14 protein-coding genes are annotated in these 17222 nt (G+C 43.8%); all 14 read left to right on the top strand.

Annotated elements, in window-relative coordinates; genetic code table 11:
* The first annotated feature begins 16 nt into the window (after window positions 1-16).
* Window positions 17-490, top strand: coding sequence for a Crp/Fnr family transcriptional regulator (locus EBA_RS18315; protein WP_192376040.1), 474 nt, complete (start codon window positions 17-19; stop codon window positions 488-490).
* Window positions 491-522: 32 nt separating this feature from the next.
* On the top strand, window positions 523-1260 hold the full coding sequence (locus EBA_RS18310; protein ID WP_192376039.1) for a PEP-CTERM/exosortase system-associated acyltransferase: 738 nt from the start codon (window positions 523-525) through the stop codon (window positions 1258-1260).
* Between the two features lie 257 nt (window positions 1261-1517).
* Window positions 1518-3929, top strand: coding sequence for a tetratricopeptide repeat protein (locus EBA_RS18305; RefSeq protein WP_192376038.1), 2412 nt, complete (start codon window positions 1518-1520; stop codon window positions 3927-3929).
* Between the two features lie 6 nt (window positions 3930-3935).
* Window positions 3936-4625: a polysaccharide biosynthesis/export family protein gene (locus EBA_RS18300; protein ID WP_225616366.1), complete on the top strand. Its 690-nt coding sequence runs from the start codon at window positions 3936-3938 to the stop codon at window positions 4623-4625.
* A 76-nt stretch (window positions 4626-4701) separates the two neighbouring features.
* Window positions 4702-6249, top strand: coding sequence for an XrtA system polysaccharide chain length determinant (locus tag EBA_RS18295; protein ID WP_192376037.1), 1548 nt, complete (start codon window positions 4702-4704; stop codon window positions 6247-6249).
* Between the two features lie 23 nt (window positions 6250-6272).
* Window positions 6273-7172, top strand: coding sequence for an XrtA-associated tyrosine autokinase (locus tag EBA_RS18290; protein ID WP_192376036.1), 900 nt, complete (start codon window positions 6273-6275; stop codon window positions 7170-7172).
* A complete protein-coding gene (locus EBA_RS18285) occupies window positions 7150-8820 on the top strand; it encodes a TIGR03016 family PEP-CTERM system-associated outer membrane protein (protein WP_225616365.1) in 1671 nt (556 codons plus the stop codon). The genes EBA_RS18290 and EBA_RS18285 overlap by 23 nt, the downstream gene beginning before the upstream one ends.
* 11 nt (window positions 8821-8831) lie before the next feature.
* On the top strand, window positions 8832-9863 hold the full coding sequence (locus EBA_RS18280; protein ID WP_192376035.1) for an XrtA/PEP-CTERM system-associated ATPase: 1032 nt from the start codon (window positions 8832-8834) through the stop codon (window positions 9861-9863).
* 5 nt (window positions 9864-9868) lie between these two features.
* Window positions 9869-10996 carry a non-hydrolyzing UDP-N-acetylglucosamine 2-epimerase gene (wecB, locus tag EBA_RS18275; protein WP_192376034.1) on the top strand — a complete coding sequence of 376 codons (1128 nt, stop codon included), beginning with the start codon at window positions 9869-9871 and terminating at the stop codon, window positions 10994-10996.
* A gap of 6 nt (window positions 10997-11002) precedes the next feature.
* Window positions 11003-11869 carry an XrtA system polysaccharide deacetylase gene (locus tag EBA_RS18270; RefSeq protein ID WP_192376033.1) on the top strand — a complete coding sequence of 289 codons (867 nt, stop codon included), beginning with the start codon at window positions 11003-11005 and terminating at the stop codon, window positions 11867-11869.
* 3 nt (window positions 11870-11872) lie between these two features.
* Window positions 11873-12892 (top strand): FemAB family XrtA/PEP-CTERM system-associated protein, encoded by a 1020-nt coding sequence (locus EBA_RS18265; protein WP_192376032.1) that lies wholly within the window; start codon window positions 11873-11875, stop codon window positions 12890-12892.
* Entirely contained in the window at window positions 12892-14097 is a 1206-nt protein-coding gene (locus tag EBA_RS18260; protein WP_192376031.1) for a TIGR03087 family PEP-CTERM/XrtA system glycosyltransferase, read from the top strand. The genes EBA_RS18265 and EBA_RS18260 overlap by 1 nt, the downstream gene beginning before the upstream one ends.
* Window positions 14098-15234 (top strand): TIGR03088 family PEP-CTERM/XrtA system glycosyltransferase, encoded by a 1137-nt coding sequence (locus EBA_RS18255; protein ID WP_192376030.1) that lies wholly within the window; start codon window positions 14098-14100, stop codon window positions 15232-15234.
* 20 nt (window positions 15235-15254) lie between these two features.
* Complete coding sequence (locus EBA_RS18250; protein ID WP_192376029.1) at window positions 15255-17144, top strand: XrtA/PEP-CTERM system amidotransferase; 1890 nt, start codon at window positions 15255-15257, stop codon at window positions 17142-17144.
* Window positions 17145-17222: the final 78 nt, after the last annotated feature.

Here is a 17222-nt window from a genome sequence, read left to right as displayed (position 1 = left end):
GTAAACTTGGGCGGACATGAAAGAATTATTTAGTGACGTACTAGCTAATGCGCAATTCTCCGAAGGTTCTGGCTGGAAACGGTATCGCCAAAATGCGGGGAAGACTATTATTCAAAAAGGCGAGCAAGGGAATACTTTATTTCTTTTAGAAGAAGGTGTTGTTAGGGTCTTGGGCGGCGCAGAGCTGGATGGAAATCGGCGGATCAGTCCCGGTTTGTGCGATTTGGAGGCAGGAGCAGTGTTTGGCGATGTATGTTTGTACGAATTTAGAGAAAGAACTGCTTCGGTTGTTTCATTAACGGATGTGTGCCTGCTTGAAGTTCGTAGCGATATGCTAAGTATTTATTTGGACGATCATCCAGTTCAAGGGTATTTATTCTTGAAGGCGCTTTTTCAGGCAATGTCCAATCGATTGGGGTTAGCAAATGATCGAATAGAGCATCTGTTGGCCTGGGGAATTAAAGCGCATGACATCGATAAATATTTGTAGTTGGATGACGCTCGTCGAAATGAGAGGAAATGATGGATGCAGCACCTAAGTCATCTTTGGCGGAAAGCTTTAGTCGTTACTTTAATGTGGGTCTAGCCGAAAGCGACGCGCAGAAGGAATATGTTTTTCAAATAAGGTACCGAGTTTATTGCGAAGAGTTTAAGTATGAGTCTGTTGATCGTTTTGCTAATCGCCTTGAAGTAGATGATTATGACCAATATTCCCGGCATTGTTTGATTACTCATCTGCAAACGGGAATGCCAGCGGGCTGTGTGCGATTGGTGCCTGCTATCGGAGACAGAGAAGTTGACCCATTACCGTTAGAGAGGTATTGCGGTGTTAGCCTAGATAACAAATTTATCGACAACCTAAAGCTACAAAGAAATACAGTATGTGAAATATCTAGGCTAGCTGTTGACGGTGCATTTCGCCGGCGCACAGGTGAGGCTTTGACTCGTTTCGGCGAAATTAACGGTTTACAGTTTTCGCCGCAAGAACAGAGAACCTTTTCGTCCATAGCGGTTGCTTGTTTTTTTGCGGCGACCGTTTTAACCGAAGCAGATGGGCGGACGAATGTGTTTGCAATGATGGAGCCGTTTCTTCCGAGGTTAATGCATAGGTCGGGAATCGACTTTCAGCGTGTTGGTAAGGATATTGACTATCATGGAATACGTGCCCCATATTTTATTACTACCCAGGCGGTTTTAGAGAATCTGCATCCAGATTTGCAAGAGTTGTATTCGTGGATAAAAGAAAATATTGTTAACTGATATGATAGGGTTTAATGGATTTTATTGTATTCGGCGGTAAATAGGTAGTTAGTAGGCTATTGAAAAATATATTTTTTTCTTCACTTTGGGTCAAAAAACATAATTCAAGACAAGCCTGAAAACCTAAGTTGTTAAAAGTTAATTGCGAAAATGAAGGTCGCAATGGTAAATATCTTTTTCTTTTGGGGTCCAACGACGTTTGTTTCAACAACTTGGTAGATCAAAATTTGGAGTACTGGTAAGTGTTAGTAGAAAGAATGAAAGCTAATAAAATTAGTTCTGTAGTTATTGCGTGTTCATTGTTGTTACAAACAGTTGCGTGTTCGTCTCCTGAAGAGGCGGCTCAGAACCATTTACAGAAAGGTAAGGAGCTTTTTGAAAATGGCGAGTTCGATAAGGCCTTGCTTGAGTTAAAGACATCCAGCCAAACCAGTGATAAGTTTGGTGAAGCTTATTATTACATGGCACTTTTGGATGAGAAAAATAATAACTTCAAATCGATGCGACAAAACTTGATTAGAGCCTTAGAACTGGAGCCTGGACTGGTTTCAGCTAAGTTAAAGTTAGGTAAGATCGATATTCTTTTTGGGGATTTGGAGAAAGCTCTAGAGCAAGCTGAGTCAGTGTTGGCAAGTGAGTCAAGCAACGTTGATGCGGAATTGATAAAGGCATCCGTGTACATTAAGCAAGCGAAAAAAGATCAAGCGGCAGAAATTGTTAAGAAGGTTTTAAAATATAGTCCAGATAATGTCGACGCTTTGTCAATCCAGGCGGCTTTATTATTTGAAAAAAATGAAGTAGACCAAGCCTTGGGCTTGGTTAATAAAGCATTGGAAAAAGATCCTAAAAATATCCCTATCCGCTTATTTAAAGTTAAAATTGATGCCGGGCTCAATAATATCGATAGTGTAATAAAAGGTTATCAAGAGCTTATTCAGTTGTACCCAGATGCTAGTAATTTTAAATTGAGTTTGGCTTCCATTTATTCAATGACCGATAAACTTAGTGATGCAGAGGTATTGCTGCGGGAAATGGTGGAAAAGTCAAAAGATAAAGTTGAGCCTAAAATTGTTTTACTTGAGTTTTTAAATGCTAGGGCGAAAGATCGAGTTGTTTCAGAATACGAGTCTATGCTTAGTGCCAATCAGCAACAAGCTAAATTATTATTGGAATTGTCGAAATGGATGGTCGTTTCGGGATATGCTGAGGTTGCTAAGAAGGGGTTACAACAGGCCGTTGATTTGGAAAGGAATAGCGAAACAGGGTTAGCATCTCAGGTCATTTTGGCGGAAATTGCATTGACAAATAAGCAATATGATGTGGTAGAGAGTTCCTTGAAGGATATTCTGGGTGCTAATTCAGAGTTTATGCAAGCAAACTTGCTCAAATGTCGTTTGCTGTTGGCGCAAAATAAAACAGATGAAGCCATAGAGTTTCTTAACAAGCTTATATGGAATAAAAGCAATGCTGATGATGTTTATTCCTTGTTGGGTCAAGCCTATCTATTAAAGCAGGATCGTAAACAGGCTGAGAAGAATTTTAAGCAGGCATTAGAGGCTAACCCAGCCAATTTAGTAGCTTTTTCTCAGATTTATGGTACTTATTTGCAATCGGGTCAAAAGGACGTCGCTAGGCAATATCTGGAAAAGGCTTTGGCTAAAAATCAAAATGATGTTTCATTGCTTGCTAGCAAGGCGGAATTGGATATTTTGGAAAAAAAATGGGATGGTGCCCAAGATGCTATTCAACGCCTCGCGTTATTTTCTAAAGAAAAATCGATGCCTATATACCTCCAAGCCAATATTTTACAGGGTAAAGGTAAGTACGTCGAAGCAATTGGCGTATATGAAAAGTTGATACAGCAGTTTCCTAATCATCTCAATTCACTGATTAATCTAGTCAGGTCGTATGAGGCACTCAAGCAAAGAGATAAAGCTACTGCTTATTTAGAAAAGCACAATGCTAATCATCCAGATGAATTAAACTCCGTCGGAGTATTGAGTGATCTGTACATGGCAAATAATGATTTTGTCAAAACTAAAAAACTATTAATGGATCAGATTAAGCGCACCCCTAAGGTAGGATCACTTTATCTTGCATTAGCAAAGGTTGAGGCAATGACGAGTAAAAATATTGCATCGGCTAAAAATGTGTATCTGCAAGGGTTAGAAGTTAACCAAGCTGATCCGCAGCTGTCTATGGCTTTAGCTGGTTTGTACGAGCAATTGAACGAAAAGCAAAATGCAATAAAAGTATATAAAGATTTGCTCAATAAAAATCCAGGTGTTAGTTTGGCCACTAATAATTTGGCGTCATTATTGATAGAATCGAGCGATTTGGATGAGGTCAAAGAAGGTATGGAGTTGGCAGAGGTATTTAAAGATTCTGAGAATCCGTATTTTCAAGATACATATGCTTGGGCATTGATCAAAACTGGAAATAATCCCGAGGGGCTTATATTATTGCAGGCGCTTATTTTAAAAGAACCTAAATTGCCGGAATTTAGATACCATTTGGGTGTTGCACATATTAACGCAGGCAATAGAGCTACTGGAATAAGCGAGCTTAAACAGTCTGTGAGCCTGTCGGAAAATCAAAAGCGCAATTTTTCCGGTAAAGAAGAAGTAAAAAAGATGCTTAAAGAGATAGAGACTTCTGCAGGTAATTGAGTAACTATGAAGATTATGAATATGCCGATATTTAACAGAAAATTATTGTGTTATGCGATAGCTGTTTTCCTTGTTTCGAACATTATGGGTTGTTCGCAACCGCTACTCGAGGATGTGCAGCAGGCGGCTGATTATACTTATCAGATCGGGCCTGGAGATAGTATCAATATATTTGTTTGGGGTAACCCGGAGTTATCCACTTCAGCGCCAGTGCGGCCCGATGGAAAGATAACCGTGCCTTTGGTAGAAGAATTATTGGCTAGCGGTAGAACGCCATTTGAGTTGGCCCGGGATATTGAAAAGGTGCTGTCAACCTACATTAAAAGCCCTCAGGTAGTTGTGATGGTAAGTGGCTTCAAAGGGATTAGTACCCAGCAAATTCGGGTTATTGGCAGAATTGGCGGAGGTAGCGGAGGTAGCGGAGGTAGCGGAGGTAGCGGAGGTGGCGGAGGTGTGGGACGGTACCAAGGAAAATCTATACCATATGAAAGAGGTATGACTCTATTAGATGTTATTATTCAGATTGGTCTGAATCAGTATGCCGATGGCAACAGAGCTAGCGTAATCAGAGATGTGAATGGAGAGTTGAAGCCGTTCGGTGTTCGGATTGACGACCTGATTGACGATACTGATTTGTCAGCTAACGTGTTGATGATGCCAGGCGATATACTGATTATTCCGGATGCGTATTTCTAGGTTTTGGTAAAAAACCAGGCTTCTTCTGTGGATAGTATATTCATTAATGTTAGATTAGAAACAACGGCTTGTTAATATGCAGCAAGATCTTTCCGAAGTTTATTTTTATTTAAAAGGGACTTTAAAGTACAAGCGCCTAGCGATTGTTTTTGCTCTGGTTGTGTGCTTGGGGGCGTGGTCTTATATTTTTGTAATGCCTGATAAATTTGAGTCAAAAGCTAAAGTTCACATAGACTCAGCTACAGTTATAAGACCACTTATGAGGGGAATGGTGATAGAGCCTGATATATCAGCGCTGATAAGAATAATTCAGCAGCTTATGTTTACTAGGCCTAATCTGGAAAAGATCATTTCGTTATCGCAGCTAAGTAGATCACAAGACAACTCTGGATCAACAACTGATTTGATCGAAAAGCTGAAGAAAGACATAACAATAGCTGGTGGCAAGGGAGATATATTTGATATTGCTTATACTTCTCAGGACCCTGACGTTGCCAAGAGTGTGGTTCAAGCCGTTTTAACTGTGTTTTCAGAGCAGACTGAGGGAAAAGCATTGGCTGATGCGAGTGATGCGCAACGCTTCATTGAGCAGCAAATACGAGAGTATGAGATCAGATTGCAAGACGCCGAAAAAGCAAAAGAAGAGTTCAAACGGGCAAATATAGATTTGCTCAATGGCTCCGATCAATTTCAGAGTTTGCAGAAAATGAAGGAACAGTATCTCGATGCTAACACTGCTCTCGATCAAGCGGTTTCTAGGAGAAACGTGCTGGCGGAACAGGTTGCTGAGATCCAAGAATCAGATGAAGATTGGGGACTCCCTACGTCTACTCAGGAGCCATCTGCTGATAATGCAAGGATAGAATCGCTAAAAGATAAACGGACTGAGTTGTTGCTGAAATATACCGAACGTCATCCCGAAATTATTGAAATCGACAAATTAATTGATACACTAAAAACGCAAGAGAGCGAACCTAAGATTAGCCAAGCAGAATTAAATGGGGTTTCTGAAGCCGGAAAATCGGAGAGTATTGGGGCTGAGAAAATGGGAAACCCTTATGTTCAAGCGTTAAAAATGGGGTTTGATAATGCCCAGGCCGAAGTCGCTTCTAGTCAGACTTTAGTTGAGTCTATTCGAAACAGGGTAGCAAAGCTTGAAGAGGGCTTGAATGAAAGATTGACCATTGAAACAGAAATGAAAAATCTGAACCGCGACTATGAAACGATAAGTGGGAAGTATTCGGAGTTATTAGATCGGCGAGAACAGGCTCATATTACGGAGCGTGTAGATGACCAGACTTCTCGCCTAAAATTCAAAATTGCAGATCCTCCTAGCAAGCCGAATAAACCCAGTTCTCCAAACAGAAAGTTATTTTACTCGTTTGCTCTTTTGTTTGGCGTATTTTTGGGATTTGGCGTGGCGTTTTTAGTGTATTTTATTCGACCAGTATATATGTCAACAAGGCAAGTAAGAATTGTAACTGGACTTCCATCTTTAGGTAGTGTGTCTCTTACTTCTCAAGGTATAAGTCAGACTAATAGTATCGACTGGCTGCTTATATCGACTTTTGTAGTCCTGATAAGTGGCTACATTGGTGTCATGATATTTGAGATACTCAAATAAAAGCGCATTAAACAGGTAAGCATATGAGCATTATAGAAAATGCGCTAAAAAAGGCAGGAAGCCAAGGGTTAGTTGTGGAAAATGGCAATCAAGAGTCGGTAATCATCAATAAGCCAAACAGAGCGGCTAGCGAGAGCAATTTAGAATCAGCTGGGTTAAAAGAGTCTGCTAATGTATTTTCATCCGAGCAGCAGGTTATTGTTGACTGGGTGGGGTTGGCTGGAAATGGCTTTATAGATAATAATAATGCAAAATCTCAGTTGGCTGAAGAGTTTAGGGTCATTAAAAGACCTTTGGTAAATAATATACAGGGTGCGGAAAATAACGGTATTAATCGCTCTAATTTGATTCTTATTTGTAGCAGTTTGCCCGGAGAAGGAAAGACATTTGTTTCAATTAATTTGGCTTTGAGTATTGCAAACGAAAGAGATAAAAGCGTTTTACTGATAGATGCTGATGTGGAAAAACCAAGCATATCAAAACAATTAGGAATTAAAAGTTCTCGTGGCTTAATTGAATACTTAGAAGACGATAAGGTTACTTTTTCTGATATTTTGTTAAAAACAGATCTTCCCAATTTTAGTCTAATTACAGCTGGTAAAAGGCATAAATATTCCACGGAGTTGTTGTCAAGCCAAAGGATGTATCTATTTGCTGAAGAAGTGAGTCGACGATATAAGGATCGCATAGTAATTTTTGATTCGCCTCCATTGCTTGTCGCCACCCAGGCTCAAATAATAGCAGAACTAGTAGGGCAAGTGGTATTAGTGATCGCGGCTGAGGTTACTCCTCAAAGCGTAGTTAATGAATCAGTTGCGAAGCTTAGTAACTGTGATGTTGTTATGACTCTTTTAAATAAAACAAGAAAAGAGATAGATATATACGGTCATAACTATAGTTATGGGAAATATGGACATTTGTGATTGTATAGCACTGCGTAATTGGTGTTTGGGCGCGCTATTTACTATTGGAAGTGTCGGTGCGTGTATGTATTCGGGTTCTAGTTTGGCATTGGATTGGCGCCTCACTCCTAGCTTATCTGCTAAGGAAGTGTTTTCAGACAATCTTACGCTTTCCCAGGACAATAAAAAAAGCGGTTTTGTTAGTGAGATTGATCCAGGTCTATCCCTATACGGATCGTCACCTTGGAGTACGTTTAACCTAAATTATCGTTTGCAAGGTCTATACAATGCAGGCGGCAGGGACGCCGTTGATATAAATCACCAGCTTAATATGAACTCTCTATATCAGGCTATTAGGAATAAGCTATTTATAGAAACCAGTAGCTCGATAAGTCAACAGAACGTTAGCAATGCATTTGTTTCGACCGATAATATTTCCGGAAATGGTAGTCGGGTTGAGAGTAAGACATTTAGTATTTCCCCTTACTGGACTCCAAGTTTTGGACGGTATGCGAATGGTTTTTTTAAGGTTGGCTATAATAAATCTTCTTTTGATAACTCTAATGGTTCGACAGTTTCTCCGTTATTAAGCTCGAACTTAAATTTAATTTCTGATTCCGAATCCTATACAAGGCAGGCTAGGTTGTCTAGTGGTAGTGCTTTTAATAGGGTTAGTTGGGGCTTAAATTATTCTTCCCAGCAACAAAATAGGGTTTCTGGGCAAGATGTGCGCTTTGAACAATATCAGGGCGATGCCCGTTATTATATTAATCGTAAATTTAACGTGTTTGGGCAGGCAGGTTATTCGAATAACGATTTTCAAACGTTGTCCAATAGTATTAATAATGGATTTTTCTATACGTTCGGAGGGCAGTGGAGTCCTAGTCGTTGGTATTCATTAGAAGCAGGTTATGGTAATAACAAACATGTAACGATGCAGTTTAACCCCTCAGCTAATTTAAATTCCACTATTACATATCGCGATAAGTCTGTAGGTCTTAATACTGGTGGTTCTTGGGATGCCAGTTTTAATTATCTTTTCAAACAGGCAGCTATTGGGTTTAATTATTCTCAGGAAACGACAACTCTGCAACAATTGTTGACACAGCAGGGTTTTTTTCTAAAAGATTCGTCAGGCAATCTTAGTCAGGTCGCAAACACTCAAGACTTGTTTACACAGGGCTTCCTGTCGCTTGATTCTTCGGGGAATTTGATTAAAGGGCCTAATTATAATAATTCGCAGCTTGTTTTTAATCCATTTGATTTAGTAGATGACGTTATTATAAGAAAGCGAGGTAATCTAACTTTTAGTTTTCAAACTGGCAAAAGTGCTTATAACGCCTCAATGTTTAATGAGCGTCGCACCTATGGCAAACGCACAGGTGAAGATCTGTCCTATGGAATATCGGGTGGTTGGCAGTGGCAGTATGAGCCTAGGCTGAACTTTTATTTGCAGCCTTCTTGGATGCACACCGAAGGCAGTCTCTCTAGTAATACTAGATATGATGTTGCGTTGGGTGTCAGCCGGTCTGTCCCCATTAATCTCGGACGACCTTTATTAATGAATACCGGGCTTGAATTGCGCCATATTAATCAAACGTCTGATTCCTCTCAATTTGGCGGCTATGTGGAAAACAGAGCGACGGCCAACTTCAATGTACGATTCTAAAAAACAAACACATGTACGACGGATTTTATAATCTTACCCAAAAGCCTTTTCAACTAAGTGCGGATCCCGATTTTTTTTTCCAAAGCTCGGTACATAAACGTGCTCTCGCTTATATGCACTATGGTCTGACACAAGGTGAAGGCTTTGTGCTGGTTATCGGCTCGCCTGGCACGGGCAAAACTATGCTAGTAAAGAGTTTGATAAAAAATTTAAATAAAGAGAAGTTGTTAATCGGAGTCATGATGACGTCTCAGGTTGGTCCGGAAGATACCTTGCGGATGGCGGCATCGACATTTGGTTTTGCATTTTCACTGACGGATAAGGCCAGTTTATTATCAGGCTTCGAAAAGTTTATTATTGAAAAGGCCAGAGAAGGTAGACGCTTATTATTAATCGTTGATGAAGCGCAGAACCTGCCAAAACAATCATTGGAAGAGTTACGGATGCTTACCAATCTTGACGTTAATGGCAACCCTGTTTTTCAGGTGTTTTTGGTTGGGCAAACTGAATTGAAACGTACCATTTATTCAGCGGATATGGAGCAGCTTAAGCAACGGATTGTGTCCACATTTCAGCTTGATCCGCTGGATTTGGAAGAAACCAAAGAATACATAATGTTTAGGCTGCAAACTGCGGGTTGGTCAGGAACTCCGGAGTTTACACCTAGGGTGTTTGAGGCTATTCACGAGTTTAGTGGTGGTATTCCCAGGCGCATTAATTCCTTGTGTGATCGTTTGCTATTGTTTGGCTATTTGGAAGAGTTGACGTTACTGGATGAGCAGGCCGTGACGAAAGTTATCGTTGAGGTAAAGGAAGAAATGTTGCTGGAAGTGGCTGATGAGGAGTCTGAAAATTCGATGCCGCCCTTACATCGTCATAGTGGTAGTGATGGAGAATCTCTCGAGCACCGTATTGCTAGACTCGAAGATGTTGTTACCAATCTTCGGAGCAGTTTGAATAAAGAAAAAGCGCTGCTTAGAAAAGCTATTTTGTTGCAATTAGATATGGATGCTGTGTACAGCGAAACAACCACCCTGGATTAACAAAAATGTCCCCTAAAGTATTGGTTTGCGTGGTTGGCGCTCGGCCTAATTTTATGAAAATGGCGCCGATTATCAGGCAATTGCAAGCGGTTAAGCATTTGATCACGCCTTATCTAGTGCATACCGGCCAGCATTATGATCAAGCCATGAAAGATACTTTTTTTCAGCAGTTGGGTATTCCGGAGCCGGATAAGGATTTGGGTGTTGGCTCCGGTAGTCATGCTGTGCAGACTGCAAATGTCATGTTACGTTTTGAGCCGGTTTTGGACGAAGCGAAGCCTTTTGCGGTGTTGGTCGTGGGTGACGTTAACTCAACAATCGCCTGCGGTTTGGTTGCCGTTAAGAAAAATATTCCATTGATTCATGTTGAAGCCGGTTTGAGGAGTTATGACCGGCTAATGCCGGAAGAGATTAACCGGATTTTGACCGATCAGCTATCTGATCTGTTATTTACCACGGAACGTGCCGCAGCCGACAATTTGATTAAAGAAGGTATTTCCGAGCAACGTATATGTTTTACCGGTAATGTGATGATCGATACCTTGCTTGCTAATTGTCGACAAGCCTCTCCGTTTTTGGAAACATTGCAACGATACGGTTCAAAACAGGTTGTCGTGGAAAAATCTTATGCATTGTTAACATTACACAGACCCTCCAACGTCGACGATCCCGAAACATTAACGCGTTTGGTTCGGGTTTTGGGGGACATCAGTGAAAAACTACCGGTGATATTTCCTGTTCACCCTCGCACACAACAGAAAATTGCGGAAGCAGGTTTGCTGAGTGTACTGCCAGAACAGAGGGTCATCATGTTGCCTCCCGTGGCATATTTGGAAATGCTTGGCTTGATGCAATCCGCGCGAGTGGTGTTGACTGACTCCGGTGGCTTACAAGAAGAGACCACTGCATTGGGCGTGCCTTGCGTCACGTTACGGGAAAATACCGAAAGACCCATTACGATTGCGGAGGGCACCAATACTATTGTCGGAACCGATCCTACTAAAATTTTGCAATGCGTCGATGATATTTTGCACACGGGCGGTAAAAGCGGCCGAGTTCCAGAGTATTGGGATGGTAACGCCGCTGGTCGTATCGTCGATGAAATTGTACGTCGTTATCAGTTGGCAGGTTAAGGCTGTATGACTTTGCCAGTGCGTGTCAATGCAATGACGGTCGATGTCGAGGATTATTTTCAGGTCTCGGCGTTTGAGGCGAATATTCAGCGTTGTCAGTGGGACGGCTTGCCGCATCGGGTGGAGCAGAATACCCAACGAATTCTGGATTTGTTTGCTCAAACTCAGGTAAATGCGACATTTTTTACCTTGGGCTGGGTGGCTGAGCGTTATCCACAGCTGGTTCGGCGGATTGTCGATGAGGGGCATGAGCTAGCTTCCCACGGTTACCAACACACTCGAGTAACCGAACAAACTCCGGAACAGTTCCGGCAAGACCTTAGGCTTAGCCGGCAGATTCTCGAAGATATTGGCGGCCAGCCAATCGTGGGTTATCGGGCGGCTAGCTATTCGATCGGCGCTAATAACCTTTGGGCGCTGGAGGTCTTGGAGGATGAAGGCTTTCAGTACAGTTCCAGTATTTATCCTGTGAAGCACGATTTATACGGTATGCCGGGCGCTCCTCGCTTTGCCTACCGGCCGGATAACGCGCCTAAGCTACTGGAAATACCCATTACGACATTGAAAATTTTGGATCGTAATATTCCTTGTGGCGGAGGCGGGTTTTTTAGATTGTATCCGTATCAGTTTTCTAAATGGGCTTACCGCCATATCAATAAGAACGAAAACCAGTCTGGAATTTTTTATTTTCACCCTTGGGAAATAGATCCCGAACAGCCTCGGCAGCATAATCTGTCGTTTAAAACCCGCTTCAGGCATTATCTGAATCTGGGTCGAATGCAAAATCGCCTTAACAGCTTACTGACCGATTTTGCTTGGGATACCATGCAGAGCGTGTTTCTAACCCAGCAAACAGACAAATCATCAAAATAAGTCATGATCAAATTATTTGAGCCTGCCCAAAGCGAGCGTTGGGACCACTATGTCATGGCGGCGGCGGATGGCAGCTTTTTTCATTTAGCAGCCTGGCAGCAGGTGATCAAGCAGGCTTTCGGACATAACACTTATTATTATTACACCGAGCAAGATGGCGAAATTACCGGTATTTTGCCCTTGACCCACGTCAATAGCTTATTGTTTGGCAATTCTCTGGTTTCAAATGCGTTTTGTGTCTATGGGGGAATTGTTGCCAGTAACGATGAGGCTTTTAGCGCGTTACAAACCCAAGCGCAACAACTAGCTAGAGAGTTGGGCGTAGATAGCTTGGAGATGCGAAACAGACAGCAATGTCATTCGGACTGGCCGCACAAAGAACTCTATGTCACGTTCAGAAAAGAACTCGATCCGGATGTCGAAAAGAATCTGAATGCCATTCCGCGCAAGCAGCGCGCGATGGTTCGGGCAGGTATCAAAGCGGGCTTGGTTAGCGTAATAGACGACAACGTCGAGCGACTGCATCGCGCATATTCCGAAAGCGTCAGAAACCTGGGAACACCGGTATTTCCGAAAAAATATTTTCAAATTTTGCAGGATGTATTCGGCGAAAATTGCGAAGTGCTGACAATAGAGCACGAGGGCGAGCTAGTGGCCAGCGTAATGAGTTTTTATTTCAAGGATGAGGTTTTGCCTTATTACGGCGGCGGCACCGATGCAGCCCGTGATTTGAAAGGTAACGATTTCATGTATTGGGAGGTCATGCGGCGCGGGGTGGAAAAGGGTTGCCGGGTTTTCGATTACGGTCGCAGTAAAATCGGTACTGGCTCGTATCGCTTTAAAAAACACTGGGGTTTCGAACCTGAGCCGCTGTTTTACGAAGTCGATCTGGTCAAGGCCAAACAAATACCAGAAATCAATCCGCTGAATCCCAAATACCGCTTGTTCATTGCGGCTTGGAAGCGATTGCCTTTACCGATTAGCCAGTTGGTCGGTCCTTGGCTTGCCAAGGACTTAGGCTAATGAGCAAGCCTAAATTACTGTATTTAGTTCATCGTATTCCCTATCCGCCGAACAAGGGCGACAAGATTCGTTCATTTCACTTTTTGCAGGCCTTGTCGGCGGAATATCAGATATTTCTCGGTACTTTTGTTGATGATCCGGATGACCGGGAATTTGTCGATGCCTTAAAAACATTCTGCCAGGATGCTTGTTGTATCGATTTAAATCCCCGGCTTGGCAAAATTATGAGTCTGCTAGGTTTGCTCAGCGGTGAAGCGTTGAGTTTGCCTTATTATCGCAATCAGCAGCTACAAGAATGGGTAGATAAAACCATTCGCGAGCAGAGTATAGAGCGGGTAATGATTTTTTCATCACCCATGGCGCAATATGTTGACAAATATACCAATTTGCATCGGTTGGCCGACTTTGTCGATGTCGATTCCGACAAATGGCGGCAATATGCGCTCAGTAAGCATTGGCCCGCAAGCTGGATTTATCGGCGAGAAGCCGAAAAACTGTTGGCCTACGAGCAACGCATCGCCGCATTGGCCGATGCGACGATATTTGTCTCCGAACAGGAGGCTGGGTTGTTTAAAGCGTTGGCGCCGGAATCCGCCGCAAAAATTAGTTTTGTAAACAACGGAGTGGATACCGATAGGTTCGATCCGGAATTACTATGGGAGACGCCGTTTCCGGCGGTGCGGCAGGCTATTGTGTTCACCGGTGCGATGGATTATTGGGCTAATGTTGATGCGGTTAAATGGTTTGCCGAGCAGGTATTTCCGATTATTAGAAGCGCTCTACCGGACGTGCATTTTTACATAGTTGGTTCCAAGCCTGCCAGAGAGGTGCTGCAACTGGCGGAAAACGATCCTGGTGTTATGGTTACAGGGCGAGTTGAGGATGTCAGGCCGTATGTTGCTCATGCCGACGTTGTCGTTGCACCCTTGCGGATTGCCAGAGGTATTCAAAACAAGGTGTTGGAAGCGATGGCGATGGCGAAGCCAATAGTGGCTACCACAGCGGCTATGGAAGGCATACCGGGTGGAGCGGATTTACAAGTGGCGATAGCCGACTCAGCCGAAGACTTTGCCAGCCTGGTTTTAAGGTTTTTGGAGCAGCGGATCGAATTGGTTGGGGCCAATCGCCGCTATGTGGAAAGCGATTTCAGTTGGGAGCAAAACGGCCAGCACTTGTGCCGATTGTTGGCGGGTGAGTCTGCATAAATGTCCAGTTCTTTGTCGCCGTTAATCGTGCATATCATTTATCGGCTGGGCGTTGGCGGCCTGGAGAACGGTCTGGTTAATATCATTAATAATTTACCGGAAGACAGCTATCGGCACGCCATTATCTGTTTGGCAGATAGTACGGATTTCAGCCAACGTATTAAACGGCAAGATGTGATTGTCCATCAGTTACATAAGCCGCCAGGTCAGGATTGGGCGTCGTTCTATAGCGTCTATCGGTTGTTGAAACAATGGCAGCCGGCTATTGTACATACCCGTAATTTAGCGGCTATCGAATATCAGATTTGCGCGTTGTTAGCTGGTGTGCCTTACCGGGTACATAGCGAACATGGTTGGGATGTCTTCGATCCGGACGGTAGTAATATTAAGTACCAATGGCTACGGCGAATTTTGGGATTAATCATTCACCGCGTTATCCCACTGTCGCAGCATTTGCAGGATTATTTGCTGACGCGCGTCGGTATTCCCGCAAAAAAAATTACCCGGATTTGTAACGGTGTTGACACCAAAATCTTTTATCCTCGCATGGGGAAACGGCGGGTGCCGGAAGCCTGCTTGCTGGATTTAGATCAAAAGCTGGTGATCGGCACGGTAGGGAGGATGCACGGTGTTAAAGATCAGCTGACGCTGGTGCTGGCGTTTATTGATGCTTGCGAAAAGTCGCCGGAATTTGCCAAAATTGCCCGCTTGTTTTTGATAGGTGATGGGCCTTTGCGCGCTGAAGCGATTGAATTGTTGAATACCGCCAGCCTGATCGATAAAGTCTGGTTACCCGGCGAACGTAACGACATCCCTGAAATTCTACGTAGCCTGGATATTTTCGTATTGCCGTCAAAGGCGGAAGGTATTTCCAATACTATATTGGAAGCGATGGCTAGCGGTTTACCGGTTATTGCTACCCGCGTCGGCGGCAACCCCGAGTTGGTGCTGGATGCTCAGACAGGTTGTTTGGTAGAAAAAGAGGACGTCGAAGGACTGTCATGTGCCATGCAGGATTTGGTGGTGGATGACGACAAGCGGAGGCGATTAGGCGAAGCTTCAGTTCGACGGATTCAGACGGAATTTTCAATCGATAGCATGGTGGATCGCTATCGGCAAGTTTATGACAAGCAGTAAATGATCCAGAGAGAACTCATATGTGCGGCATAGTCGGTATTTTCGATATTACAGGTGCTAGTGAAATAGACCGCAATTTGTTGTCGCGGATGAACGAGTCCCAGTTTCACCGGGGGCCTGATGAAGGTGGTTTGCATACCGAGCCTGGTTTGGGCTTTGGCCATCGCCGTCTATCTATTATCGACTTGTCCAGCGGCCAGCAACCGATGCATAGCCAAGATGGCAATGTAGTGTTGACTTATAACGGCGAGGTTTATAATTTTCCGGAATTGCGTGCAGAGTTGGAAGCATTGGGATATAGCTTCAGGACCCATTGCGATACCGAAGTGATTCTTTATGCTTGGCAGGCTTGGGGTGAGTCTAGCGTCGAACGTTTGCGTGGCATGTTTGCGTTTGCAATTTGGGATAGATCCAGTCAGACCTTGTTTTTGGCGCGTGACCGTTTAGGTGTGAAGCCGTTGTTTTATGCCGAGCTCAGCAATGGTCAATTCATTTTCGGTTCCGAACTGAAAGCCTTGAAACAGCATCCACTGTTGCCTAAAGAGGTTGATCCCACCGCGATAGAAGACTATTTCGGTTTTGGATATATTCCTGATCCTAAGACTATTTACCGTGGTGTTTATAAGCTCGAGCCTGGATATTGTCTGACGATCAAACGTGGGCAGAACGGTTTTCGTCCTAAACAATATTGGGATGTTAAATTTCAGACCGCTTCTGCGGGCCATGCGGCCGAAGCCGGCGAGGAGCTAATCGAACGTTTACGCGAGGCGGTGAAAATTCGGATGGTCGCTGATGTGCCCTTGGGGGCATTTCTGTCTGGCGGCGTTGATTCCAGTGGTGTAGTGGCATTGATGGCGGGTTTGTCTAAAGAGCCCGTCAATACTTGTTCGATTTCGTTCGGCGACCCGAAATTTAACGAAGCGCAATTCGCTGCTCAGGTTGCCGAGCGCTACCATACTGCACACCGCGTCGAGCAAGTCGATCCGGACGACTTTAGTCTGATTGATCAATTGTCCGGTTTGTATGACGAGCCTTATGCAGACAGTTCTGCATTACCGACTTATCGGGTTTGCGAGCTGGCTAAGAAGCAGGTGACCGTGGTGTTATCCGGCGACGGTGGCGACGAGAACCTGGCCGGTTACCGGCGCTACCGCTGGCATACTTACGAAGAGCGGATGAGGGCTTTATTACCCGATGCTTTACGGGTACCTTTGTTCTCGACCTTTGGCAGGGTCTATCCCAAGTTGGATTGGGCTCCCAAGGCATTAAGAGCGAAAACGACGCTTGAGTCTATTGGCCGGGATTCGATGGAGGGTTATTTTCACAGCGTATCGGTACTTTCCAACGGTATGCGCAGCCAATTATTTAGTGATAGTTTAAAAAGCGAGTTGCAAGGGTATCAGGCTATCGAAGTGTTCCGTCGGTATAGTCAGCAAGCGCCGGATCATCCATTATCGATGGTGCAATATCTGGATTTGAAAACTTATCTGGCTGGCGATATCTTGACTAAAGTCGACCGGGCCAGCATGGCGCATGCCTTAGAAGTGCGGGTGCCGTTGCTGGATCATAAGCTAGTGGAATGGATGGCAACTTTGCCGCCCGATTTGAAACTACATGGCCGGGAAGGCAAATATCTCTTTAAGAAAGCATTGGAACCTTATTTGCCCAATGATATTCTTTACCGACCCAAAATGGGTTTTGCAGTGCCGTTGAGCAGTTGGTTCCGTGGGCCGTTAAAGCAGCGGGTGCAGCAGGCTTTATTGGGGGATACATTACGAAGCACCGGCTGGTTCGATGGAATCTATTTGCAGCATATAGTTAGCCAGCATCAAGCAGGTTTGCGTGATTACAGTGCGCCGATTTGGTCCTTACTCATGTTTGAAGCATTTATCAGAAATAATCTTGAATAATGCTCCGTTTTGCTGGCTAGCCTGTACGTTTGTGCGATAGACAGAAACAAGGTGTTTTGCTAAAGTGTGATCCAATTC

The organism is Methylomonas albis, assembly GCF_014850955.1.
Lineage (GTDB): Bacteria > Pseudomonadota > Gammaproteobacteria > Methylococcales > Methylomonadaceae > Methylomonas > Methylomonas albis.
This window is presented reverse-complemented; position numbering and strand designations above follow the sequence as displayed.